General features: G+C 70.5%; 22 protein-coding genes. 11 read left to right on the top strand and 11 right to left on the bottom strand.

Annotated elements, in window-relative coordinates; genetic code table 11:
- Window positions 1-23: 23 nt before the first annotated feature.
- A complete protein-coding gene (locus ACFY1H_RS22995; protein ID WP_386949261.1) occupies window positions 24-1,586 on the top strand; it encodes a sensor histidine kinase in 1,563 nt (520 codons plus the stop codon).
- Complete coding sequence (locus tag ACFY1H_RS22990) at window positions 1,583-2,245, top strand: response regulator transcription factor (protein ID WP_366584481.1); 663 nt, start codon at window positions 1,583-1,585, stop codon at window positions 2,243-2,245. Before ACFY1H_RS22995 ends, ACFY1H_RS22990 begins: the two co-directional genes overlap by 4 nt.
- 169 nt (window positions 2,246-2,414) lie before the next feature.
- Here ACFY1H_RS22990 and ACFY1H_RS22985 read toward each other — a convergent pair whose 3' ends face one another.
- Window positions 2,415-3,548, bottom strand: a complete 1,134-nt coding sequence (locus ACFY1H_RS22985) for an FAD-dependent oxidoreductase (protein ID WP_386949258.1) — start codon at window positions 3,546-3,548, stop codon at window positions 2,415-2,417.
- Window positions 3,549-3,656: 108 nt separating this feature from the next.
- On the opposite strand from ACFY1H_RS22985, the gene ACFY1H_RS22980 reads away from it, so the two are divergent.
- Window positions 3,657-4,154, top strand: a complete 498-nt coding sequence (locus ACFY1H_RS22980) for a TetR/AcrR family transcriptional regulator (RefSeq protein ID WP_386949414.1) — start codon at window positions 3,657-3,659, stop codon at window positions 4,152-4,154.
- 44 nt (window positions 4,155-4,198) lie between these two features.
- On the opposite strand, the gene ACFY1H_RS22975 is transcribed toward ACFY1H_RS22980, so the two are convergent.
- The 4 genes from ACFY1H_RS22975 to ACFY1H_RS22960 form a co-directional block, all read right to left on the bottom strand.
- Complete coding sequence (locus ACFY1H_RS22975; protein WP_386949256.1) at window positions 4,199-4,990, bottom strand: ABC transporter permease; 792 nt, start codon at window positions 4,988-4,990, stop codon at window positions 4,199-4,201.
- Window positions 4,987-5,901: an ATP-binding cassette domain-containing protein gene (locus tag ACFY1H_RS22970; RefSeq protein WP_354866916.1), complete on the bottom strand. Its 915-nt coding sequence runs from the start codon at window positions 5,899-5,901 to the stop codon at window positions 4,987-4,989. The genes ACFY1H_RS22975 and ACFY1H_RS22970 overlap by 4 nt, the downstream gene beginning before the upstream one ends.
- A gap of 104 nt (window positions 5,902-6,005) precedes the next feature.
- Window positions 6,006-8,429 carry an ATP-dependent helicase HrpB gene (gene hrpB / locus ACFY1H_RS22965; RefSeq protein ID WP_386949252.1) on the bottom strand — a complete coding sequence of 808 codons (2,424 nt, stop codon included), beginning with the start codon at window positions 8,427-8,429 and terminating at the stop codon, window positions 6,006-6,008.
- Window positions 8,426-9,256 carry a glutamate ABC transporter substrate-binding protein gene (locus ACFY1H_RS22960; protein WP_386949249.1) on the bottom strand — a complete coding sequence of 277 codons (831 nt, stop codon included), beginning with the start codon at window positions 9,254-9,256 and terminating at the stop codon, window positions 8,426-8,428. The genes hrpB and ACFY1H_RS22960 overlap by 4 nt, the downstream gene beginning before the upstream one ends.
- A gap of 100 nt (window positions 9,257-9,356) precedes the next feature.
- Here ACFY1H_RS22960 and ACFY1H_RS22955 point away from each other — a divergent pair, with 100 nt between their 5' ends.
- From ACFY1H_RS22955 to ACFY1H_RS22930, 6 genes are all read left to right on the top strand, one after another.
- On the top strand, window positions 9,357-9,896 hold the full coding sequence (locus ACFY1H_RS22955; protein WP_386949411.1) for a MauE/DoxX family redox-associated membrane protein: 540 nt from the start codon (window positions 9,357-9,359) through the stop codon (window positions 9,894-9,896).
- Window positions 9,893-10,702 (top strand): DsbA family protein, encoded by an 810-nt coding sequence (locus ACFY1H_RS22950; RefSeq protein WP_386949409.1) that lies wholly within the window; start codon window positions 9,893-9,895, stop codon window positions 10,700-10,702. Before ACFY1H_RS22955 ends, ACFY1H_RS22950 begins: the two co-directional genes overlap by 4 nt.
- Window positions 10,703-10,783: 81 nt before the next feature.
- On the top strand, window positions 10,784-11,101 hold the full coding sequence (locus ACFY1H_RS22945; RefSeq protein WP_386949246.1) for a hypothetical protein: 318 nt from the start codon (window positions 10,784-10,786) through the stop codon (window positions 11,099-11,101).
- Window positions 11,098-12,216, top strand: a complete 1,119-nt coding sequence (locus tag ACFY1H_RS22940) for a C40 family peptidase (protein WP_386949243.1) — start codon at window positions 11,098-11,100, stop codon at window positions 12,214-12,216. Before ACFY1H_RS22945 ends, ACFY1H_RS22940 begins: the two co-directional genes overlap by 4 nt.
- A 6-nt stretch (window positions 12,217-12,222) precedes the next feature.
- A complete protein-coding gene (locus tag ACFY1H_RS22935; RefSeq protein ID WP_366584463.1) occupies window positions 12,223-12,585 on the top strand; it encodes a YbaB/EbfC family DNA-binding protein in 363 nt (120 codons plus the stop codon).
- Window positions 12,569-13,057, top strand: a complete 489-nt coding sequence (locus ACFY1H_RS22930) for a YbaB/EbfC family nucleoid-associated protein (protein ID WP_386949240.1) — start codon at window positions 12,569-12,571, stop codon at window positions 13,055-13,057. Before ACFY1H_RS22935 ends, ACFY1H_RS22930 begins: the two co-directional genes overlap by 17 nt.
- Here the strand turns inward: ACFY1H_RS22930 and ACFY1H_RS22925 are convergent.
- Window positions 13,054-13,848 carry a hypothetical protein gene (locus ACFY1H_RS22925; RefSeq protein ID WP_386949237.1) on the bottom strand — a complete coding sequence of 265 codons (795 nt, stop codon included), beginning with the start codon at window positions 13,846-13,848 and terminating at the stop codon, window positions 13,054-13,056. The two genes, ACFY1H_RS22930 and ACFY1H_RS22925, sit on opposite strands and share 4 nt — an antisense overlap.
- Before the next feature lie 167 nt (window positions 13,849-14,015).
- Between ACFY1H_RS22925 and ACFY1H_RS22920 the strand changes: the two genes are divergently transcribed.
- Window positions 14,016-15,860 carry a glycoside hydrolase family 3 protein gene (locus ACFY1H_RS22920; RefSeq protein ID WP_386949234.1) on the top strand — a complete coding sequence of 615 codons (1,845 nt, stop codon included), beginning with the start codon at window positions 14,016-14,018 and terminating at the stop codon, window positions 15,858-15,860.
- A gap of 54 nt (window positions 15,861-15,914) precedes the next feature.
- Window positions 15,915-17,219: an RICIN domain-containing protein gene (locus ACFY1H_RS22915; protein ID WP_366584455.1), complete on the top strand. Its 1,305-nt coding sequence runs from the start codon at window positions 15,915-15,917 to the stop codon at window positions 17,217-17,219.
- An 86-nt stretch (window positions 17,220-17,305) separates the two neighbouring features.
- Here the strand turns inward: ACFY1H_RS22915 and ACFY1H_RS22910 are convergent, their stop codons facing one another.
- The 5 genes from ACFY1H_RS22910 to ACFY1H_RS22890 all read right to left on the bottom strand — a co-directional run bounded on the left by ACFY1H_RS22910 (window position 17,306) and on the right by ACFY1H_RS22890 (window position 23,207).
- On the bottom strand, window positions 17,306-17,665 hold the full coding sequence (locus ACFY1H_RS22910; protein WP_366584453.1) for a hypothetical protein: 360 nt from the start codon (window positions 17,663-17,665) through the stop codon (window positions 17,306-17,308).
- Window positions 17,662-18,957 (bottom strand): PepSY-associated TM helix domain-containing protein, encoded by a 1,296-nt coding sequence (locus ACFY1H_RS22905; RefSeq protein WP_386949230.1) that lies wholly within the window; start codon window positions 18,955-18,957, stop codon window positions 17,662-17,664. Before ACFY1H_RS22905 ends, ACFY1H_RS22910 begins: the two co-directional genes overlap by 4 nt.
- A gap of 93 nt (window positions 18,958-19,050) precedes the next feature.
- Window positions 19,051-19,914, bottom strand: a complete 864-nt coding sequence (locus tag ACFY1H_RS22900; protein WP_386949227.1) for a hypothetical protein — start codon at window positions 19,912-19,914, stop codon at window positions 19,051-19,053.
- 359 nt (window positions 19,915-20,273) lie between these two features.
- Window positions 20,274-20,618 carry a helix-turn-helix transcriptional regulator gene (locus ACFY1H_RS22895; protein ID WP_366584447.1) on the bottom strand — a complete coding sequence of 115 codons (345 nt, stop codon included), beginning with the start codon at window positions 20,616-20,618 and terminating at the stop codon, window positions 20,274-20,276.
- Between the two features lie 102 nt (window positions 20,619-20,720).
- Window positions 20,721-23,207, bottom strand: a complete 2,487-nt coding sequence (locus ACFY1H_RS22890; RefSeq protein ID WP_386949224.1) for a DNA topoisomerase (ATP-hydrolyzing) subunit A — start codon at window positions 23,205-23,207, stop codon at window positions 20,721-20,723.
- Between the last annotated feature and the right edge of the window lie 27 nt (window positions 23,208-23,234).

Raw genomic sequence — 23,234 nt, 5'->3', positions numbered from 1 at the left:
CGGGCCTTGTAGCGTCAGGTCCCATGAAGGAGGTGACCAGGCGCAGGTGGCGAGTGGTGCTCGACGTCCTGCTCTGGGTCTTCCTGTCCGGCGTCGTCGCGATCGACGCCACGAACAACCCCAACCCGTGGGAGCTGATCTTCGGGCTGGCCGCCACAACGGTGTCGGTCGCCGCGTGGCGCCGGCTGCCGACGGTGTCGCTGATCGTCACGATGGCCACGGCCGTGGTGGTGGCGTTCGGCTGGGGCGGGCGCGTGGCCGTGTGGGAGGTCTTCCTCATGGTCACCGTGGGGTACCTCGCCGGTCTCCGGATGACGCAGGTGCGCGTGGCCGTGCTCACGTGCTCGGCGATCGCGCTCGCGGGGCTGCCCGTGGCGTTCGTGTTGCCCTCGGCCGGGTTCGGCGCGTGGGGCGCGATGCTCGGGGTGCTCGCGTTCGCGGGGGTCGCGCCGTGGCTGCTGGGGCGCCACGTACGGCTGCGGCGCGAGCTGGCGCGCGCGGGGTGGCGGCGGGCGGAGGAGATGGAGAGCCGCCAGCAGCTTGTCGCCGACCAGGCCCGGCTGCGGGAACGCGCGCGGATCGCCAGTGACATGCACGATTCCCTGGGCCACGAGCTGAGCCTCATCGCCGTGCGCGCGGCGGCTCTCGAAGTGGCGGGTGGTCTCGACGACACGCAACGCGCCGCGGCGGGCGACCTGCGCGCCAACGCCGCGACGGCCACCGAGCGGCTGCGCGAGATCATCGGCGTGCTGCGCGAGGACGCGGCGCCGATCGAGCCCGTGCAGGGTGACCTGGGGGAGCTGCTGGAGCGGGCCCGCGCGTCGGGGCTGCTGATCGAGTCGCAAGTGGACAGTCTCGAGGCGGCGCCGCCGATGGTCGCCCGGGCGGCGTACCGCGTGGTGCAGGAGGCGGTGACGAACGTCGCGAAACACGCGCCGGGCGCGGCCGTGACCGTACGGGTGCTCAGCTCGCCGGCGAGCACCGAGATCCGGGTGGTGAACGCGCGGCCGCCCGCGGGTCCGTTGCCGGGGGCGTCGGGCAGGCGGGGGCTGATCGGGCTGCGTGAGCGCGTCCGGCTCGTCGGGGGTGCGCTGCGGGCGGGGCCCGATGCGGGGGGCGGCTTCGAGGTCGTGGCCACGCTGCCGCACGACGCCGCTCCGGGGCCCGCTTCCGAGGTGGACGCCGACGTCGAGCAGTCCGAGTCGGCGCGCGAGTGGGAACTGGCACGGCGGGACGTGCGGCGCAGCCTGGTGCAGGCGATCGTGATCCCGCTGGCGTTGTTCGGCGTGGTGATCGGCGGCAGCGGGGTGGCGTTCCTCGTGCAGTGGTACGGCTCGGAGGTGTCGATGGGGGTCTATCAGCAGATCCGGCTGGGGGCGACGCGGGAGTCGATCGCACCGCTGCTGCCTTCGCAGCAACGGCTGTTGAAACCGCAGTACGGCGAGCCGCCGAAGCCCGCCGGGAGCACGTGCGAGTACTACGGCACTTCGCGCAGCTGGTGGAACGTGCGTTACGCCGCGATTCGGCTCTGCTTCGAGGGCGACCGGCTCGTGACGAAGGATCTCTACAGTGAGGACGAACCGTGATCCGGGTGCTGCTGGCCGACGACGAGGCCATGATCCGCGCGGGCGTCGCGGCGATCCTGGCGGCCGACGCCGGCATCGAGGTCGTCGCGGAAGCCGCCGACGGCCGTGAAGCCGTGGCCCAGGCCCTGGCCACCCGGCCCGACGTGGTGCTGCTCGACATCCGCATGCCGGTCCTCGACGGCCTCGCCGCGGGCGCCGAGATCCGCCGCGTGCTGCCGGACGCCGGCGTGATCATCCTGACGACCTTCGGCGAAGACGCCTACATCGAACGCGCCCTGGGCTTCGGCGCCAGCGGCTTTCTGCTGAAGGCCGGCGACCCCCGCGAACTGCTGTCGGGCATCCACGCCGTCGCGGACGGCGCCGCGTTCCTCTCCCCGAAGGTCGCGTCCCGCGTCATCGCCCGCCTCTCCGGCGGCGCTCTCACCCGTGGCGCGGCGGCCCGCGACCGCATCGCCGCCCTGACGACCCGCGAACGCGAAGTCCTCACACACCTCGCGACGGGCCTGTCCAACGCCGACATCGCCGCACGCATGTTCGTCGTCGAAGGCACGGTCAAAGCCCACGTCAGCACCATCCTCACCCGCCTGGGCGCCCGCAACCGCGTCCAGGCCGCGATCACGGCTTACGAGGCCGGCCTGGTCGGCGGCGAAGCGGAGTAAACCGAGCCGCTGATCGCCGGACCACCCCAATGTCGCGTTGGGTGCGCTTCGCCACCCCGCGGCCGCCGGCCGACAGCGAGACAAGAGGCCCGCGCCGCACCGCGCACAGGTCGGCCGACGCGCCGGCCGCGCTGCGCAATGGCCGCTGGTGTGCGTGGGAACCCGCGTGTCACGGGTGGTCGGCGGCAGCGCTGGTTCGGGGCAGGCGTGGCGGCTGCCAGTCGTTGATCCAGTTCTCCGCCCGAGCCATCGCCGACGGCGGGGCCAGCCGCAGTAGCGCGGTGCGCACGGCGGCCCCGACCGGGTTGCGCAACAGCGGACCCAGCGAGCCCGCGCGGATCGACGTTCGCCAGACGCGCTGGCTGCGCGAGCGGCGCAGGGCGTCGTAGTCGCGTAGGCCGGAGGCCACGTCGGAAGTCCCGGCCAGGCAGGCGGCCAGCACGACCGCGTCCTCGATGCCCTGGCAGCCGCCCTGGCCCAGGTAGGGCGGCATGGCGTGGGCGGCGTCGCCGAGGAGGGCGAGGTGGTGGTGGGCGTAGGAGGGCAGCGGCGTGGCCAGGTGGCGCAGGTCGTGGTGCAGGACTTCGGGTGAGGAGGCGATCAGCGTGCGCCACAAGGGGTACCGCGAAAGCAGGTAGGCGCGCGGGTCGGCGTGGCGGATGCCTTCCGGGCGGGCCTCGGCGATCCACCAGTAGACGCGGCCGTCGCGCAGGGGGAGGGCGCCGATTTCGGTGCCGCGGCCCCACTGGAGGCTCAGCTCGGCGCCGGGCAGTTCGGCGACGCCGCGGAAGGCCGTGCCGCGGCTGTAGGCCACGCGCGAGTGCGGGTAGAGCGAGGTGCGGATCGGGCTGTGGATGCCGTCGGCGGCGACCACCAGGTCTGCGCGGACGGTGCCGGAAGCGTGCGTGACCAGCCCGTCCGGGGTTGCGGACAGCACGTCGACCCCCGTGTGCAGGCTTGATGCAGGCAACTCGGCGGACAGCGCGGTGATCAAGTCCGCACGGTGGATCGCGGCGAGTGGCAGTCCGTAGCGCTGCACGTAGGCGTCCTGGCTCCACGTCGCCAGCCGGCGGCCGTGCCGGTCGAGCACGGTGCCGTCGCGTTGGGGCTGCAGCGGCGCGTCGACGCCCAGCTCCGCCAGCGCCCGCTGCGCGTTGGGCCAGATCGAGATCCCCGCGCCGATGGCCGAGAACTCCGGCGCCCGCTCGTACACCGTCACCCGCCAGCCGGTGCGGTGCAGCCCCACGGCCGCGCTCAGCCCCACGATGCCCCCGCCGATCACGACCGCGTGCCGTTGCTCCATGACCGTCTCCTCTACGTTTGTAGAGGACTCTACACCTGTAGTGTGCGGATCGTGGACAGGATTTCGGCGATCGGCGACGCGGCCATCGAGGTGATCGCGGCCGACGGCATGCGCGGGCTCACCCACCGGGCCGTCGACCGGGCCGCGGGGCTGCCGGCGGGCTCGACGTCGTACTACGCCCGCACGCGCGCCGCGCTGCTGGAGCTCGCGATCAAGCGCATGGTGGAGCTCGACCAGTCGGACATCGACCCGGCCGCGCAGGACATCGCCGAGGTGCTCGCCTCGACGGTCCACGCCGCCATCACCGTCGGCCGCTCCCGCATGCTCGCCCGTTACGAGTTCGCCCTCGAAGCCACCCGCCGCCCGGAGCTGCGCGCGGCCTACGACGCCGGCGGCCTCGAAATCCGCGAGCTCTGCGTCGCGCTCCTCGGCGCCGCCGGCTCCACGAATCCCGAGCGCCACGCCCGCGTGCTCCTCAACTGGCTCGACGGCTCGATCTTCGACGCCCTCGCCGGCACCGGGTCGACGAATCCGCCCGATCAGGAAGAGCTCGCCGAGGGGGCCCGTGCCGTCCTCAATGGACTCGGCATTCCCAGCACGCAGTGAAGGGGCCCCTCGCAAGAGGCCCCGCCACGAAACGCAAAACCCGATCAGGCGTCACGCCGCTTCAGCACCGAAGTGCCGAGGAACAGCCCCGCCGCCGCCCACACCAGGCAGATCAGCACGCCCACCCACGGCGAGTACGGCGAAACCCCACCCAGCAACGGATTCGTCTCCCCGGCCGGCACCATCCCGCTGATCCCCGCGAACGCCGGGAAGTAGTTCATGATCTCCGGCGCCACATAAGCGGAAAGCAGCATCGGCAACGGCAACAGCAGTACCATCGTCACCACGATCGTCCCCGCCGCGCTGCGCAGTGCGAAACCGATGCCCGCGCACAGCACGCCCAGCAGCGCGAAGTACGCCCCCATGCCCGCGGCCGCCGCGAACCCGTCGCCGAACGTGGTCGTCAGCGCCGCGCCCGGCATCAGCACCGCCGCGGTCGCCATGCCGAGCAGCGCCACCACCACGCCGTACGCGAACAGCACCGGCACCAGCACGGCCGCCTTCGCCAGCGCCAACGTCGAGCGCACCGGCACCCACTGCAGCGTCGAGCGGATGCTGCCGCTGGCGTACTCGCTCGTGACGAACAGCGTGGCCACCGCGATCACGCAGAACTCGGTGAGGTAGATCGAGCCGTTGACCACGATGTCGTGCGGGCCCTGCGGCGGACTGGTGTCCCCAAGCCGTTGTGACAGCCCGGAAACGCCGCTGTAGAGCAGCATCAGCAGCACGCCGCCGGCGAGGCTCCACCACGTGCTGCGCACCGACCAGAACTTCGTCCACTCCGACGCGACGGCCCCCGAAAGCCCGCCGCCCGCGCGTACCTGCGTGGTCGTCATGCCGTCACCCCGTATTCCACCGACGAAGCGGTCAGTTCCATGTACGCCTGCTCCAGCGAAGCCGTCCGCTCGCCGAGGCCGTGCAGCCGCACGCCCAGCTCGTGGGCGAGATCGCCGACTTCGCCGACCCCGGCGCCGGTCACCACCAGCTCGTCGGCCTCGCCGGGTTCCACCGCGGCACCGCGTGTGAGCAGGTGCCGGGCGAGCGTGTCGCGCTCGACGGGCGTGGGCACGCGCACCGAGACCGAGCTGAGCGAGTTGCCGGCGATGAACTCGTCGACGGGCGCGTCGGCCAGCAGTTTTCCCTTGCCGATGACCACGAGGTGGTCGGCCGTCAGCTGCATCTCGCTCATCAGGTGGCTCGATACGAACACCGTGCGACCCTCCTCGGCGAGCGAGCGCATGAGCTGGCGCACCCAGCGCACGCCGTCGGGGTCGAGGCCGTTCACCGGCTCGTCGAACATCAGCACGCCGGGATCGCCGAGCAGCGCGCCCGCGATTCCCAGCCGCTGTCCCATGCCGAGCGAGAACTGGCCCGCTCGCTTGCCGGCGACGTCGGTGAGCCCGACTGTCGCCAGCACCTCCTCGACGCGTGACGCCGGAATGCCGTTGCTGCGCGCCATCGCGAGCAGGTGGCGCCCGGCGCTACGGCCCGGGTGCAGTGCCTTCGCTTCGAGCAGCGCGCCGACCTCGCGCAGCGGGTGCTTGAGCTCGGCGTACGGCTTGCCGTTCACCAGCACGCTGCCCGCCGTGGGCCGGTCGAGGCCCACCGTCATGCGCATGGTCGTCGACTTGCCCGATCCGTTCGGCCCGAGGAACCCGGTGACGCTGCCTGGTGCGACGACGCACGTGAGCCCGTCGACGACCGTCTTCTCCCCGTAGCGCTTCGTCAATCCGCGAAGCGTGATCATGTGCCCTCCCATGGGTTCGATCCCTTGGGAAGGAAGTCTGCGGTTCGAGGGGCACCGCGGGCATCGGACTTCCGGCTCGCGCGACCCCCGACCTTCGGCAGGGGTCAGCGCGACCGGCGGGTGGTGTGGCGCGTCGGCTTGGCCGTCGCCGGGTCCTCGGGCCACGGGTGCTTCGGGTACCGGCCGCGCAGGTCGGCGCGCACGGCCGCGTACCCGGTGCGCCAGAACGACTCCAGGTCGGCCGTCACTGCGGCGGGCCGGCCGGCGGGGGAGAGCAGGTGCAGCAGCACGGGGACGCGGCCGTCGGCGACGGTCGGGGTGGCGGTCCAGCCGAACGTTTCCTGCAGCTTCACCGCGAGCACGGGCTGGTCGCCGGTGTAGTCCACTCGGTAGTGCGAGCCGGACGGGACTTCGAGACGGTCGGGCGCCAGTTCGTCCAGCCGCGCGGCTTCGGGCCACGGCAGTAGGCCGCGCAGGGCACTGCCGACGTCGATCGTGGCAAGGTCGGCGCGGCGCCGAGCACGGGAGAGGTCGAGCCAAGTGTCCACCTCGGACAGCAGGGTGTCGTCGTCCACGGCCGGCCACGGAGCGCCGAGAGTGCGGTGCAGGAAGGCCATGCGCTCACGCAGGCGGCGGCCCTCTTCGCTCCAGCGCAGCAGGCCGAGGCCTTCGGTACGCAGGCCGGTGACCAGGGCGTCGTGCACGAGTTCGGGTTGCGGTGAGCGCAGCGGACGTTCGGCGAGCACGATGGCGCCGAGGTGGCGGACGTGCCGGGCGACGACGTCGCCGTCCCATGCGACTTCGTCCACTTCGGACACCAGTGCGGGTGCGGCTCGCACGGCCAGGGTTTCGTCGGCGACGGCGGCGAGCCGGATCTTGCCCTGCACGCGGCCGGGGTCACGTGTGGCTTCGCCGACGGCCAGCCACTCGGCGTCGCCGAGGCCACTGCCCGCGGGGAGCTCCGCCGCGGTGCCGCCGGCCATGAGGTACACGGGCGTGCTGCCGGTCCGGCGTTTCGCGAGCCGTTCGGGATGGGCCAGCGCGACGACCAGCGCGGCGTCGGGTTTGCCCGCGCTCCCCGGGGATTTCACCAGACCCGAAAGCCGCCGGACCTCCGTTTTCCACCGCCGCGCCGCGTCGTCCGTGCCGCTGCGCAGGCGCCGCAGCTCGGCCTCGACGTCGGTCAGCTGCGCGCCCGCGTCGAGCAGTGCCACGACCTCGGCGGCCGCGCGCGTACCAACGGCGGCGGACCCGTCGAGCAGCGCGCGGGCGAGCCGCGGGTGCAGGCCGAGGTCGGCCATCCGGCGGCCGCGCGAGGTGACGGTGCCGTCGGCGGTCGTCGCGCCCAGCGTGACCAGCAACGTGCGCGCGGCGGCCAGCGCGCCCTCGCCCGGCGGGTCCCACCACGCCAGCCCGCTGCCGTCCGGCGTCGACCAGCACGCGAGCTCCAGCGCGAACCGCGCGAGCTCGGCCGTGCGGATCTCCGGCTCCGGGTACGCGGGCAGCGTCGCCTGCTCGTGCTCCGGCCAGCAGCGATACGCGCGGCCGGGCGCTTCGCGGCCCGCGCGTCCGGCGCGTTGCTCGGCGACGGCCGCGGACACGCGCACGGTCGCCAGCCCGGCCAGGCCGCGCCGGTGGTCCACCCGCGGTACGCGGGCGAGCCCGGAGTCCACCACGGACCGTACGCCGGGCACGGTGAGGCTCGACTCCGCGACGGCCGTCGCCAGCACCACGCGCCTGCGGTCGCGGGGCCGCAGCGCCTCGTCCTGGCGGGCGGCGGTGAGGCGGCCGTGCAGCGGCAGCACGTCGGCGTCGAGCGAGCCCAGCTGTGCGGTCGTGCGCGCGATTTCCCCGGCGCCGGGCAGGAACGCGAGCACGTCACCGTCCCCTTCGGACAGTGCCAGTCGGATCGTGGACGCGACCGTCGCCTCGATTCGCGCGCCACGGGCGGGCGCGCGGTAGGTCAGCTCGACGGGGTAGGTGCGGGCGTGCGCGGTCACCACCGGCGCGTCGCCGAGCAATTCGGCGAGCCGTCCGGCGGCGACGGTCGCCGAGGTCGCGAGCAGCCGCAGGTCTTCGCGCAGGCCGGCGCGGACGTCGAGCAGGAGTGCGAGCAGCAGGTCGGCGTCGAGGTGGCGTTCGTGGCACTCGTCGAGCAGCACCGTCGAGACGCCGGCGAGCTCGGGGTCGTTCTGCACGCGCCGCACGAGCAGACCCGACGTCACGACCTCGATCCGGGTGCGCGGAGACACCTTCCGGTCGCCGCGGACCGCGTACCCGACCGTCTCGCCCACCGGTTCACCCAGCAGCGCGGCCATCCGCGAAGCCGCGGCGCGGGCAGCGAGACGGCGCGGTTCGGCGACCACGACGCGGCCGCCGCCGTTCTCCAGCGCGAGCGGCACGAGCGTGGTCTTGCCGGTGCCGGGCGGCGCGACCAGCACGGCGGTGCCGTGGTCGGCGAGCGCCGCCAGCACGTCGGGCAGCACCGCGCGAACGGGCAGGTCAGGCAGGTTTTCCAGGCGGCTCACTGCTCGGTGATCTCCGGCGGCTTCGGCAGCGGGTAGTTCGACGGGCCGATGTTGGCCTGCAGCGACCGCAGCCAGTCGCCGTCCGAGACCATCTTGCGGATGGCGTCGTCCACGGCGTGCTGGCCCTCGGTGTCGCCCTTGCGCAGGCCGACGCCGTAGCGCTCGGTCGAGAACGGGTGCCCGACCACGCGCAGCAGCTCGGGGTCCTGCGCGACGTAGCCGGCGAGGATCACCGCGTCGGTGGTCACGGCGTCGACTTGGCCGGCGAGCAGGGCTGTCACACAATCGGGGTATCTCGGGTACTCGACGAGCTGCACGGCCTGCGCGAACTTGTCGCGCACCTGCTGGGCCGGCGTCGAGCCGGTGACCGAGCACAGGCGACGGCCGTTGAGGCTCTCCGGACCGGTGATGTCCGACGATGTGAGCCGCACCAGCAGGTCCTGTCCGGTGACGAAGTAGGGCCCCGCGAACGACACGAGCTGCTTGCGCTTGTCGGTGATCGAATAGGTGGCCACCACGAGGTCGACGCTGCCGGAGGTGAGATCCGACTCGCGCGTGGCCGGCGTGGTCTCGTGCCACGTGATGTGGGCCGGGTCCACGCCCAGCTGGCCGGCGACGAACTTGGCGACGTCCACGTCGAAGCCCACGAACCGGCCGTCGATCGTGCGCTGCGAGAGGCCGGGTTGGTCGAAGCGGATCCCGATCGTGAGGTGGTCACCGTCACGCGCGCGCTTGACGAGCGAATCGCCGGGCGAAACCGTCCCCGGACCGCAGGCCACGCACGTGACCAGCAGCAACAGGGCGGTGACCACCGCGCGAACTCGCATGCTCGCCTCCCGTCGGTGGGTGTTGACAACTCACGAAGTTCTCAGGTCCGGCGGCTAGCCTAAGCGTGTGCGACGACTGCCCCAACCCGCGCTCGACACCATCGGCACCCTCGCCCGCCTCGGGCTCGCCGCCGTGTGGCTCGTTTCGGGTGCCATAAAACTGGCCTCGCCGGGGCAGACGTTCATCGCCGTGCAGGCCTACGACGTGCTGCCGAGCGCGCTGGTCCGGCCGGTCGCGACCGCGTTGCCGCTGGTCGAACTGGTGCTGGGCCTGCTGCTGCTGTTCGGCCTGGCCACGCGCTGGGTCGCCACCGCGGCGCTGGTCATGCTGGCCGTGCTCGTGGCGGGCATCGCGCAATCGTGGGCGCGCGGGCTGAGCATCGACTGCGGGTGCTTCGGCGGCGGCGGCCACGTGGCCGCCGGCCAGACCCAGTACCCGCAGGAGATCCTGCGGGACACCGGGTTCGCGGTGCTGGCCGTGTGGCTGATGGTGCGTCCGCGTTCGTTGTTCTCGGTCGACGGCTGGCTCGGCTGGGGACGGCGCCGCGCGGCGGTGGAGGATTCCGCTGTGGAGGATTCCGTGGAGACCGGGAGCTCCGCGGCGCTCGCGAACAACGCGGGCATCGTTGAAGGGAAATAGGAACCGTGGGTGAAGCAGCGCGGAAGCGCCAACGCCAGGCGCAGGCCGCGAAGTCGGTCGCGCAGGCGAGGGGTGCCTCGGGCGACCGGAACAAGATCATCGCCGTTGTCGTGGCGGTCGTGGTCGTCGCCGCGGTGGTGATCGGCGGCGTCGTGTGGATCAACTCGAGCAAGAACTCGACCGAGGGCACGGCCATCGCGCCGACCACGTCCACGACGCTCGGCCCCGGCGTGGTCGAGAAGCTCGACGGCGTGGTCGTCTCCGTCGGCAAGCCCGGCGCACCCAAGACCATCGATCTGTACGCCGACTTCCTGTGCCCGTACTGCAAGCAGCTGCAGGACACCTACGGTCCGAAGATGGAGCAGGCCGTCAACAGCGGCCAGCTGACCGTCCGGTACCACATGGTGACGCTGCTCAACGAGAGCTCGGACCCGCCGGGCTACTCGCTCGATTCGGCCAACGCGGCGCTCGCCGCCGTCTCGTCGCAGAAGTTCACCGCGTTCCACGACGCGCTGTTCAAGAGCCAGCCGGAAGAAGGCGGGCGCGGCTACGACAAGGCGCAGCTGATCAAGCTCGGCCACGACCTGGGCATCACCGACCCGAAGTTCGACCAGGCGGTGAACGCCGGGACCTACAACCAGCAGATCCAGGCCGCTTTCCAGCAGACGGAGAACGACCCGAACCTGGCCCAGGACTTCCCGAACGGCGCGCACGGCTTCGGCACCCCGACCGTCGCGGTCAACGGCAAGGCCATCTCCACCCAGGGCGACTGGCTCACCGGCGTGCTGACCGGCACCGGCAGCTGACCACCTGATCCGGTCATTTCGCCTGTCCGGGCACAACCCGTCCGTTAACCTGGCCCTCTCGGCTCAGGGGAGGGGCGGGTTGTGTCCGGTTTTCATTCTGGTTTTCACGCCGAGGACGGCGCCTACGAGACGTACGCGCGTCAGGTCGATCCACTCGGCGACGACGTCCGGCAGGCGGGCTCGCGACACCTCGCCCCGCACGTGACGGTCGGTTTCTCCGACATGGGCCACGAGTCCGGCTTCTCCGGCGCGTACGGCGCGCGCATGCGTTCGCTTCAGGAGCGGCTGCACGCCCTCGGCGGTGGGTGGCACCAGGTCGGCGAGGCCGCGCGGCGCACGCAGGGCAACTTCGCCGCGGTGGAGGAGGAACACGGCGACGCGCTCCGCAGGCTTCGGTGACGGCCGAGGTCGAGCAGGTCGTACGCGGCGGGCTGGACACCACGAACCAGTTCGCGGCCAAGCTCAAGCACGACCCGGGTGCCCTCCACGGCGCGCGTGACGGGCACGTGGCGCTGCAGGCGTCCGTCGGCCAGGTCCGGGACCAGGCCGGCGCGCAGCGTTCTCAGCTCGCCGATTCCGCGTCGGGCTACACCGCCGATCGCGCGGCCGCGACGTCGCAGGGCCTGGAGAAGGAGATCCAGGACCTGCTCGACGAGAGCGCCGAGATCGAGAAGGCCGTGGCCGCGGCGGCCGAGACACTGCACGTCGGCGAGATCCGCAACGACCAGGTGCGCGACCAGATCGTGCGGGAGATCGCGGCGTCGATGAAGGCGCTGCAGGCCGTCAACGGGATCCAGCCGCCGGAGAGCCGCGCGGCCGCGGCCAGGCAGATCCTGCTGCAACTGCAGACGAAGATCGGGCAGCTCACCGGGCAGGCAGCCACGTTCTCGGAGCAGACGATCAACCAGCTGACCTCGCTGGGCCGGCAGCTCGCCGGGGCGGACTCGACCACGACCAGCGCGGCGTCGTCGACGCACGTGCCGCAATCGTTCAACAGCAACGGCGCGCACGCGGGCGGCGGTGGTGCGAGCGACGGCGGTGGTGGGAGCGACGGCGGTGGTGGTGGTTTCGTCGGGAAGCCGCGGCTGCCGGTGGCGATCCCGCCGCAGCCGGGCACGGGCGTCGACATCAACCTGCCCGGCGGGCGGACGGTGAAGGCGCCCAACGAGACGGCCGCGAAGGCCGTGCGCGCCGCGTTGTCGCAGCTCGGCGTGCCGTACGTGTGGGGCGGCACCGCGCGCGGGCAGGGGCTCGACTGCAGCGGGTTGACCATGACGTCGTACCAGGACGCGGGTTTGCAGCTGCCGCGCACGGCCCGCCAGCAGACCGTGGGTGCCGAGGTGCCGTCGATCGACCAGCTGCTGCCCGGCGACCTCGTGGTGTGGTCCGGCCACGTCGCCATGGTGATCGGCGACGGGCAGATGGTCGAGGCGGGCGATCCCGTGCAGGTCAGCAAGATCCGCACGACGAACGCGGGTCAGCAGTTCATCGGTTTCTACCGGCCGACGGGGTGAGGTTTGGTGGCTGAGTTCGATGTCGGCCTGGAAGCCGCGCGCATCGCGGACGCTTCCGCGCGCGCCGGTGCGGAAGCGTCCGCGAGGTTCGCGCGGTCGGGCCCGGTGGTGGGCAAGGCGGAGTCGCACGGGGTCGCCGTGTCGGTGGCGCCCGGCGGCTTGCTGGTGGATCTCGGGATTTCGCGTGCTGCTTTGCGTTCCGGCTCGGACGCGCTGGCGGCGTTGATCATGGAGCTTTCGAACCGAGCCACGCGCCGCGCGGGCGACCGGATGAACGAGGTCCTTTCGCCGGTGCTCGACCAGGACCAGCTGGCGTCGCTGGGGTACGAACGGCTGACCGAGGATGATCCCGATGCCCAGTACTCGTGAGCTGATCGACCAGGCCCGCGCCCGCGAGGCCGCGCTGTCGCAAGTCGCCGCCCTGATGGCCGACGCGCGCGGCTCGGCCCACGCCCTCGACGGCACGGTCGAGGTCACCGTCGACGCCCTCGGTGCGTTGCGCCGGCTCTGGCTGGCGCCGTCGGTGACCGACGCGGACCCGGCGCGGCTGGCCGCGTTGATCCTCGAGGTCACGCGGCTGGCGATGGTCGAGGCCACGCAGGACTGCTACAACAAAGTCGCGCTCCAGCTGGGAGAAGACGTGACGCTGCTGATCGAGCAGCTCTCCGGCCAACCCGCCCCGGCGCGCTCCGCCGACGACGACCCGGGCATGACCGTGGAGGAGTTCCAGCGGCTCCGCTCGGAACGGCTCGCCCGGCCGACCCGACGCAATTCCGCTCGTCCCTCCGCCTCCGCAGAAGACGACGCGTATTTCGACAACGCGTCGCCCTGGTCCGGCTAACGGCGCGGCGGCAACTTCCCGCACAACGCCTGGGGAAACTGCGGCAGCGCGGCGCGGATTTCTTCGCAGGTCCCGGTTTTCGTGCCGTTCTCCTGCTTCCAGCCCCGCGCCTCCCACGAGTAGACGACACGCTGCACGGGCCCGGTCCCGGGAACGCAGCTCGTGCCGTCGACCGGGCAGTCGCCGACGTGCCGGTTGAGGTCGAACACCAGCCACTGCCCGTCACACGCGAGCACGTCGCGCACCCCGTGCAGGTGCTTCACCGGCACGTCCAGGTCGAACACCGCCCGGTCGACCCACTCGTCCGCACAGTGATCGGCCGGCGGTGTGCAGCCGAGGAACTCGTCGCAGCGGGCGAACGTGGCGCCCGTGCGGTGCCAGGCTTCGTTGTTCAGCACCAGAGCGCGGTTGCCGATCGGGGCCGTCGCGGTGAAGGGGATCTCCGCGGGTTGCTCTGTGGGGCAACCGCCGTAGGCCGAATTCGATGATTCGAAGACCACGTTGGCATGGATGGCGGTGGCCAGCTCGTCCGGTGTTTCGGACATCGTCTCGACGCGCGGTGAACGCGAGCAGCCGGGGCCGCCGGCGGGCAGCAGCACGTGGATCACGACCGAGGCCGGGTCCGGGCCGGGGCGGATGCCGTCGACCGGTGCGGTGACCGTGACCCAGGTGTGCGGGGCGGTCGAAGCCGTGGGTGCCGCCGGCGTCGTTCGCGACAAGACGTAAACGAGCGCCCCGATCACCAGAACGGCGAGCACGATGAGTGTGGGTGCGACGAACTTGCGAGTCATGGTCCCTCCCCAGGCCGAGAGCCAGATTACCCGGTACGGCCGCATTGTTCGCCCGTTCCGCGGTCCCGGTCACCGGCAACCGGTTTGTCCGCAAGGTCTGGACCACTTGGAAAACCTGTGCATTAATTCAAGACGTGAAGTTTGGTGGCTCGACGAGGAGTGGCCGGATGCGCGTCGGACGTTCGATCACGCTGGGGGTGCTGGCCGCGGCGCTGACGGTGAGCGCGCACGCGCCCGCGCTGGCCGGGAACCAACCTGCGTACAAGGACGCGCGGCGGCCGGTTTCGGTGCGCGTCGCGGATCTGATGAAGCGCATGACGCTCGACGACAAGCTCGGGCAGATGATGCAGGCCGAGCGGCTGGGCGTGAAGTCGCCGGCGGATGTGACGACGGGGCGGCTCGGGTCGCTGCTGTCGGGCGGCAGCTCGCAGCCGACGCCGAACACGCCGGCCACCTGGGCCGACATGTACGACGGCTTCCAGAAAGCCGCGCTGGCGACGCCGCTGGGCATCCCGCTGATCTACGGCGTCGACGCGGTGCACGGCCACAACGGCGTGTACGGCGCGACCGTTTTCCCGCACAACATCGGGCTCGGCGCGTCGCGCGATCCGAAACTGGTGGAGAAGATCGGCCGCGCCACGGCGGAAGAGGTGTCCGGCACGGGCATCGACTGGGACTTCGCGCCGTGCCTGTGCGTCGCGCGCAACGACCGCTGGGGGCGGACGTACGAGTCGTTCGGCGAGGTGCCGCAGCTCGCCACGGAGATGACGTCGATCATCACCGGGCTGCAGGGCCGGTCACTGGGCGGGCCGGCGTCGGTGCTGGCGACGGCGAAGCACTACGTCGGCGACGGCGGCACCACCGGCGGCGTCAATGAGGGCAACACGCAGCTCAGCGAGCAGGAGCTGCGCGCGATCCACCTGCCGCCGTTCAAGGAGGCGGTGAAGCGCGGCGTCGGCTCGGTGATGGTGAGCTACTCGAGCTGGAACGACGTGAAGCTGCACGCGAACAAATACCTCGTCACCGACGTCCTCAAGAACGAGCTCGGTTTCGACGGCATCGTCGTCTCGGACTACAACGGCGTCGACAAGATCGACGGCCAGACCGGCTTCACCCCCGACGAGGTCGAGGCGTCGATCAACGCCGGCATCGACATGGTGATGGTGCCCTACGACTGGCAGAAGTTCATCGACACCCTGCGCACCCTCGTGCAGGACGGCAAGGTGCCGATGTCCCGCATCGACGACGCCAACCGCCGCATCCTCACGAAGAAGTTCCAGCTGGGGCTTTTCGAACACCCGCTCACCGATCGGCGTTACCTCAGCACCATCGGAAGTCAGGAACACCGCGATCTCGCGCGCCAGGCGGTGCGGGAGTCACAAGTGTTGCTGAAGAACGAACACAACGTGTTGCCGCTCGACAAGAGCCGCAACAAGATCTTCGTGGCCGGCAAGAACGCCGACGACCTGGGCAACCAGGCCGGCGGCTGGACCGTCGGCTGGCAGGGCACGTCGGGACCGGTCATCCCGGGGACGACGATCCTGCAGGGCATCGAGAAGACCGTGAAGAAGTCTTCCACCGTCACCTTCAGCAAGGACGGCAGCGGGATCGACAAGTCCTACGACGTCGCCGTCGCCGTGGTGGGGGAGACGCCGTACGCGGAAACCAAGGGCGACCGGCCGGGGGACATGGGCCTCGACGCCACGGATCTCGCGACGCTGCAGAAGCTGCACGACTCGGGTGTGCCCACGGTGGTCGTGCTGGTTTCGGGCCGTCCGCTGGACATCGCGAAGCAGCTGCCGGACTGGGCCGGCCTGATCGAATCGTGGCTGCCGGGCAGCGAAGGCCAGGGCGTGGCCGACGTGCTCTTCGGCGACTACAACCCGACCGGCAAGCTGCCGGTCACCTGGATGCGCAGCGCCGACCAGCAGCCGATCAACGTCGGCGACGGGAAGCCCGCGCTGTTCCCCTTCGGCTACGGGCTGCGCTACCACCAGCGTTTCCCGTGGTGATGCACCAGAAGTAACCCTTCCTCCGCTCCCCATCCCCCACCGGAAGGATCGCCCATGTTCGCCAAACGACGCCCGTTCGGGCTGGTCGGGAAAGCGCTGGTGTTCTTCGCCGCGTGCCTCGGCCTCGCGTACGGTTCGCCCGCGCTGACGCCGCACGCCGCTGCCGCGACACCGTTCAAAGTGCTCGCCTTCTACAGCGGCACGTACGACGCGGCACACATCAGCTTCGAAAACGAAGCGCGCCCGTGGTTCCAGCAGCAGGCGGCGGCCAACGGCTACACGTTCACGGCCACCAACAACTGGAACCAGCTCACGTCGCTGACCACCTCGCAGGCCGCGGTGGTGATGTTCCTCGACGACCAGCCGCAGTCGCAGGCGCAGTTCGACGGGTTCAAGCGCTACATGGACTCCGGTGGCGGGTTCTTCGGCTTCCACGTGACGGCGTACAACGACAGCTCGACGCCGTCGTACGCGAACTGGTTCCACAACGACTTCCTCGGCACCGGCCGCTTCGTCTCCAACTCGTGGGGCCCGACCGGTGAGACGCTGAAGATCGAGAACCGCACGCACCCGTCCACGGTGAACCTGCCGGCGACGATCCAGTCGTCGGTGAGCGAGTGGTACTCCTGGCAGAACGACCTGCGCCAGAACCCGAACATCTCGATCCTGGCCTCGCTCGATCCCGGCACGTTCCCGGTCGGCGACGACCCGTCCCAGACGTGGTACAGCGGGTACTACCCGATCATGTGGACGAACAAGAACTACAAGATGATCTACGCGAACTTCGGCCACAACAAGATGAACTACGACACGAACACCGCGCTGTCGTCGACGTTCGCCAGCCCCGACCAGAACCGTTTCGTGCTCGACGGCCTGCGCTGGCTCGGCGGCGCGACCGGTGACGGCGGCACCACGCCACCGGCCGGCGGGATCTCGCCCTCCGCGTGGTACCCGGTGGTGAACAAGGCCACCGGCAAGTGCGTCGACGCGGCCGCGGCGGGCACGGCCAACGGAACCGTGGTGCAGCAGTACACCTGCAACGCCACCAACGCGCAGCAGTACCAGTTCCAGCCGACCAGCGACGGGTACGTGCGCGTGAACAACCGCGGCAACGCGGCCGAAGTGCTCGACGTGCAGGATGTGTCCACTGCGGACAACGCCGGCATCCAGCTGTGGTCCTACAGCAACGGCGCGAACCAGCAGTGGCTGCCGGTGTCCGAAGGTGGCGGCTACTACCACCTGACCGCCCGGCACAGCGGCAAGTGCCTGACGGTGCCCGGCGGCTCGACGGCCGACTCCGTGCGGCTCGTGCAGTCGACGTGCAACGGTGGTGCGGCGCAGTCGTTCAAGATCGCTTGAGTTTTCGGTACGTGCCGGGCCTTCGTTGACGCGGCGGTTGGACCGGCGCACGGCCGCCTCGGGGTTTCCTGCCCCGGGGCGGCCTTTCACGCCGGTCGCCAGGTGGTCTGGGCGCGGATCACGACCACGGCGAGCGCCAGGAGCGCCACGGCGATCACGACGGCGGCCCAGCGGCCTTGTTCGTTGGCAGACCACGCCGCGGCGACGGGGAGCAGGACGAGGGACGTCGTGAGGTAGGCGAGGTGGGTGCCGAGCTCGGCCGGGCGGTCTCCGGTGAGGAGGCCGATGACGTCGGCGACGGCCTGGACGATCAGGGCCAGCTCCACGACGGCGAGCGCGGGGAGGGTCCTGCCGCGGCGGTAGCGGCCGGCGAGCCCGGTGCCGAGCACGGCGAGCCCGCCGGCCACGCAGACCACCGTGGTGGCGAAGGCCAGGGTTTCGATCACGCCGTTGCCTGGCGTGTGTTCGGTTGTGCTTCGCGTTGTGCCCGGGCTTTGCGACGGCGGCGTTTCGAGCCGGAGCGGAACAGCCAGGTCGAGATCCCCGTGAGCATCAACGCCAGCGGCGCGAGCCCGAGGACGAACCAGACGATCCGCCACCAGCCACCGACGAGCCAGCCGAAGTGGGCGGGCTCGAAAACCTTGTCGTAGAACGAGTTCGCGCCCGGCTGGGGTTTCACGTCCACATCGGACACGTGGGTGGCGTCGTGGCTGTCGACGTACACGGTGTGGTCGCCGCCGAAGAACGCGCGAGCGCCGTAGGGCTGGTAGCCCTCACTGGCGATGGAGACGGTGTAGTAGCCGTCTTGCGGTGTGGTCAGGTAGCGGATTTCCCCGGGGGTTTCGGCCAGGGCTGCCTTCGCTGCGCGGTCGATGCCGATCTCCGGCGTGCCGGGCGCGGCGGCGTTGGCGGTGAACGAGTACTTCTGCGGGTCGGCGGCCGTCCCGCCGGTGACCGCGAGCCACGCGTCCTTGACCGGCGGCAGGGAGAACGCGGCGCCCGTGACGCCCCACATCAGCACGAACGGCACCGCGACGATGCCGATCACGTTGTGCAGGTCGTAGTCGCGCGCGAAGCGGCCTTTGCCCGTGCGGACGCGGAAGCCGTGGGAGAAGCGCCGGAAGCCGGGCCACCACACGACGATGCCGGTGATCGCGAGCAGCACCATCAGCAGCCCGAGCACGACCAGGAGCAGCAGCCCCCAGTTCGTGCCGGGCGGCCAAGCGAACCCGACGGTCGGCACGGGTTTCGCGAGCCACGACACGTAGCCCGGGTAGCCCTCGCAGGTCAGGCCGCAGTCGTGGAGGTTCGCGAGGAATCCCATCACCCCGCTCTCGAGGCGGGCGCGGCCGTTGACGTGCCCGGTCCCGGGGTCGACCGCGTACGCCTCGGCGAAGTCCGGGTCGCCGACCGCGATCACGCCGCCGTCGTTGCTCACCCACGCGGGGGAGAAGCCGGGGTTCGCGGTGGCGACGATGTCCCGCGCCTGCTGGAGGCTGATGGGGTGTTCGGTGGGCGTCTGGTGGTAGAAGTCGTTGTGCGTCGCGCGGAAGTAGTCGCCGCGGTACAGCAGGATCGCCCCGGACGTCGTCTCGAGCACCAGGAACAAGCCCAGTACCAGCGACGTCCACCGGTGCGTCACGACCAGCACGCGTCGCACGGGCTTGCGCCTCAGCCAACGTCGGAACCTGCCGGAGCGGGCAGGCGCCTGGGCGCGCGTCAGCTCGTCGGTGCTCATCCGTCCCCCTCGATCCGGTGATCGAAGTGAGGTTAGCCTTGCTTAACTCTCACGTAAAGGGTCGAGGTGAACTCGGGGTGTGACGAAGACTGCTCAAGTGGCTTTGCTCGTCCTCCGGGTTTGGACGGCGAGCGCGGTTCCGGTGATGGCAAGGGCTCCGATTACTGCCCAGGCGATCGGAACGAGGTGTCCGATGAGGCTGGGGAGGGTGGCCAGGATGGCGATCGTGACGATCGTCGCCGCGGCCAGCCAGGTCGCGCGTGCGGCCGGTCGGGCGGTGGTCAGCAGGATGAGGCCGGTGGCGACTGTCAGGACTCCGGCTACCGCGACTTCGTCCACGACTTCCAGCCATTGCACGGTGAACGCTGCGATGGCAGTGATTCCGGTGGCGGTCAGCCACTGTCGGGTGTGGACGGTCGCGGGTTTGGGGTAGGTGGCGATGGCCGCGAGTGTCGCGACTTGGAGCAGGATCATGCCCCAGCTTCCGGGGCCCAGAATTGTGCCGATGGTTGCCGCGGTGATGAACGCTGCGGCGGTGTTCCTGCGTCCGGTCAGTAGTGCGGCCAGTGCGGGTAACCACAGGAGTTCCAGGATGAGGGTGGTTGTCGGTGCGTCGCGCACGAGTGGTGGTGGCCAGGTGAGGCGGAGGATTCCGGTGATCAGTGCCAATGAGGCTTGGAAGACTGTGCCCGCCAGGGCCAGTCGTCGGACTACTTCACCGGCGAGTGCGTAGCGGGGTGGTCCTTCGCTGCTCAATCGCAGCCGTAGTGCGAGGGCGAGGATGCTTGCTGTCTCTCGGGCGTCTGGGCGGCCGTAGTCGAGTTCGTACTCGGGGTCTTCGGAGTGGGTGGTCGTGGCTTCGAGGAATGTGGAGACCATGTCGTCCTCCCACGCCTGGCGGTAGTGCGCCGGTAGTACGCGGGTGAGCCGGCGATACCTGAGTTCGAGGGGTTTCACGTCGTCACCGCCTTGCTCTTGGGGTTCGGCTCGGCGTGCTGCGCACACCGTTGCCGGTGATCGGTCGTGTGGCCGGTACCCCGATCTTTGATTGTCACGACGGTCTGGATCACCTTGTCAAGGCGGGAAAGCGTGCCTTGACAAGGTGATCCAGACCGCGTCAAAGCTGGGGATCGAGGTCCAGGGCGGGGGCTGGGTACGCGGTTGGCTTGGTGGTGTTGGCGGCGGTTGGGGGGTGTGGTGGCGGCTGCGCCGGGTTCTGTGGTTGGGGAGCGGGGATATTCGAGGCTGGTCATTCCCCGCGCTGACCCGGGTCGGTACGTGTGCGTGCGCAGCGCTGCTGGGCCGGCGTGGGCCACTCACGACGAGCCTTCCCCGGCAAGGCCCAGTCCCAGCCGTCGGTGGGCCACGCGGGCATTGGCCGCCTGTCGTTCGGCCTCCAAGGACAGTGCGGTTCGGCCGTCCGGGGTCAAGCGGTAGTAGCGGCGCAGGCGGCCGTTGATGACCTCGTCGTGGTCGGGCTCGACGAGGCCCTCGGTGGTCAGGCGGTCGAGGGCGCCGTACAGGGTGCCGACGCGGAGGGTGAGGCGGTGGGAAGACAGGGTCTTGACCTCGCCGACGATGCCGTAGCCATGGAGCGGGGCGTCGACGAGGGCGGTGAGGATGAAAAACGCCTGTTCGGACATGCCGCGCGTGGTGACCATGGCTCCAATGTATCGCAGGGCGATATATAACGCATCGCACGATCGAGGGACACGAAAAAGCGGGGCACCCGCCACTTGGCAGATGCCCCGCTCAGGCAGGACTCAGTCTCGCTCGATGGTGTGGCCCACGACGTCCGGGCCGGGGTGGGCGTGGCCGGAGCCGTCGCGGCGGAGGTCGACCTCGGGGAGCTCCACGGGGTCGCCGTTGCGGGCGGCGCCGGCGGGGCGGGAACCGATCCAGGCGACGGCCACCGAGTCCTCGCCCTTGAGGAAGCGGTGGGCGCGCACGCCGCCCGTGGCGCGGCCCTTCGCGGGGTACTCGCTGAACGGCGTGACCTTCACCGACTGGCCCGTGGCCGTGACGACCATGGGCTCGCCGTGGTCGTCGTCATCGGTGCGGACGGCGCCGAAGAACACCACCGAAGCACCGGCGCCCAGGTTGATGCCGGCCATGCCGCCGCCCTTGAGACCTTGCGGCCGCACCAGTGAAGAGGGGAAGCGCAGAAGTGACGCTTCGGACGACATGAACGCCAGCGTTTCCTGGCCGTCGGTGAGCCAGGTGGCGCCGACGATCTCGTCGCCGGCCTTGAGCGTGATGATCTCGAACTCGTCGGACCGCACCGGCCACTCCGGCGCGACCACCTTCACCACGCCCGCGCGTGTGCCGATCGCCAGGCCCGGCGAACCTGTCGCCTGCTCGCCCAGCGGGGCGACGCCGACCACCGTCTCGCCCTTCTCCAACGGCACCAGCTCGCGCGCCGCCATGCCGCCGCGGAGCGAGACCGTGCCGGCTTGCTCCGGGAGCACGGGCAACGGCAGCACGTCCGTCTTGAAGGCGCGCCCGCGGCTGGTCACCAGCAGCACCTGGCCGCGCGCGGTCGTGTGCACGATGGCGGACACGGCGTCGTGCTTCACGCGGCCGTTGCGGCGGCGCACCTCGGACGACTCCTCGGACTCCGCCGCCGTCCGCGCGACCAGCCCGGTGGCCGACAGGATGACCTGGCACGGATCGTCGGCGACCTCCAGCGGCCCGGACGGCTTCGACGCCGCCAGCACCTCCTTGAGGTCACCGTCGATCAGCGCGGTGCGCCGCTCCGTCGGGAAGTCCTTCGCGATCTTCGCCAGCTCCGACGACACGAGCTTCTTCAGCACCGAGTCGTCCTCGAGGATCTTCGTGAGCTCCGCGATCTCCTCGCGCAGCCGCTCCTGCTCCGACTCCAGCTCGAGCCGGTCGTACTTGGTCAGGCGGCGCAACGGCGTGTCCAGGATGTAGGTCGCCTGGATCTCGGAGAGCTTGAACCGCGTCATCAGGCCGTCCTTGGCCGCCTGCGCGTTCTCGCTTTCGCGGATGAGCTTGATGACCTTGTCGATGTTCAGCAGCGCGATCAGCAGGCCGTCGACGAGGTGCAGCCGCTCTTCGCGCTTGCGGCGGCGGAACTTGGTGCGCCGCGTGACCACGTCGTAGCGGTGGCGGAGGAAGACCTCCAGCAGCTCCTTGAGCCCGAGCGTCTGCGGCTGGCCGTCGACGAGCACCAGGTTGTTGATGCCGAACGACTGCTCCAGCGGCGTCAGCCGGTACAGGTCCGCCAGCAGCGCCTGCGGGTTCACGCCGACCTTGCACTCGATGACCAGCCGCGTGCCGTTCTCGCGGTCGGTGAGGTCCTTCACGTCCGCGATGCCGGTGAGCCGCTTGGACTTGTTGACCTCGTCGGTGATCTTCTCGATCACCTTCTCCGGACCCACGCCGTAGGGCAGCTCGACGACCGTGATCGCCTGCCGCCCGCGGCTGCCTTCCAGCGGCCCCGTCTCGACGTTCGCGCGCATCCGCACCACGCCGCGCCCCGTCTCGTACGCGCGGCGCACCTCGTCCAGGCCCAGCAGCTTGCCGCCCGTCGGCAGGTCGGGGCCGGGCACGAACTCCATCAGCTTGTCGAGCGTCGCCGTCGGGTGCGTGATCAGCCACCGCGCCGCCGCGATGACCTCGCCGAGGTTGTGGGGGATCATGTTGGTCGCCATCCCGACCGCGATGCCGGACGTGCCGTTCACCAACAGGTTCGGGAACGCGGCGGGCAGCACCGAGGGCTCCTCGAGGGAACCGTCGTAGTTGGGCCGGAAGTCGACCGTGTCTTCACCGAGCTCGCCGACGAGCTGCATGGCTTCCGGGGACATGCGGGCTTCCGTGTAACGCGAAGCTGCCGGTCCATCGTCGGGGCTACCGAAGTTGCCATGCCCGTCGATCAGTGGAACGTTGAGCGAGAAGTCCTGCGCCAACCGCACCATGGCGTCGTAAATGGCGACGTCACCGTGTGGATGGTACTTGCCCATGACGTCGCCTACGACGCGCGAGGACTTCACGTACGCGTGCGTCGGGCGGTAGCCGTTCTCGTTCATGGAGTACAAGATCCGCCGGTGCACCGGCTTCAACCCGTCCCGTGCGTCCGGCAGGGCGCGGGAGTGGATGACCGAGTAGGCGTACTCCAGGTAGGAGTCTTCGATCTCCGTCTTGAGAGAGTTGTCGAAGACGTTGGCCCCGGCGGAGTCGAACGCGCTGGGATCGACCTTGGTGGTGGTGCCCTTGCGGCGTGCCACGGTAGAACTCCTTGGTAGCTAAGGAAA

The organism is Amycolatopsis sp. NPDC001319, assembly GCF_042896185.1.
Classification (GTDB): Bacteria; Actinomycetota; Actinomycetes; order Mycobacteriales; family Pseudonocardiaceae; genus Amycolatopsis.
This window is presented reverse-complemented; position numbering and strand designations above follow the sequence as displayed.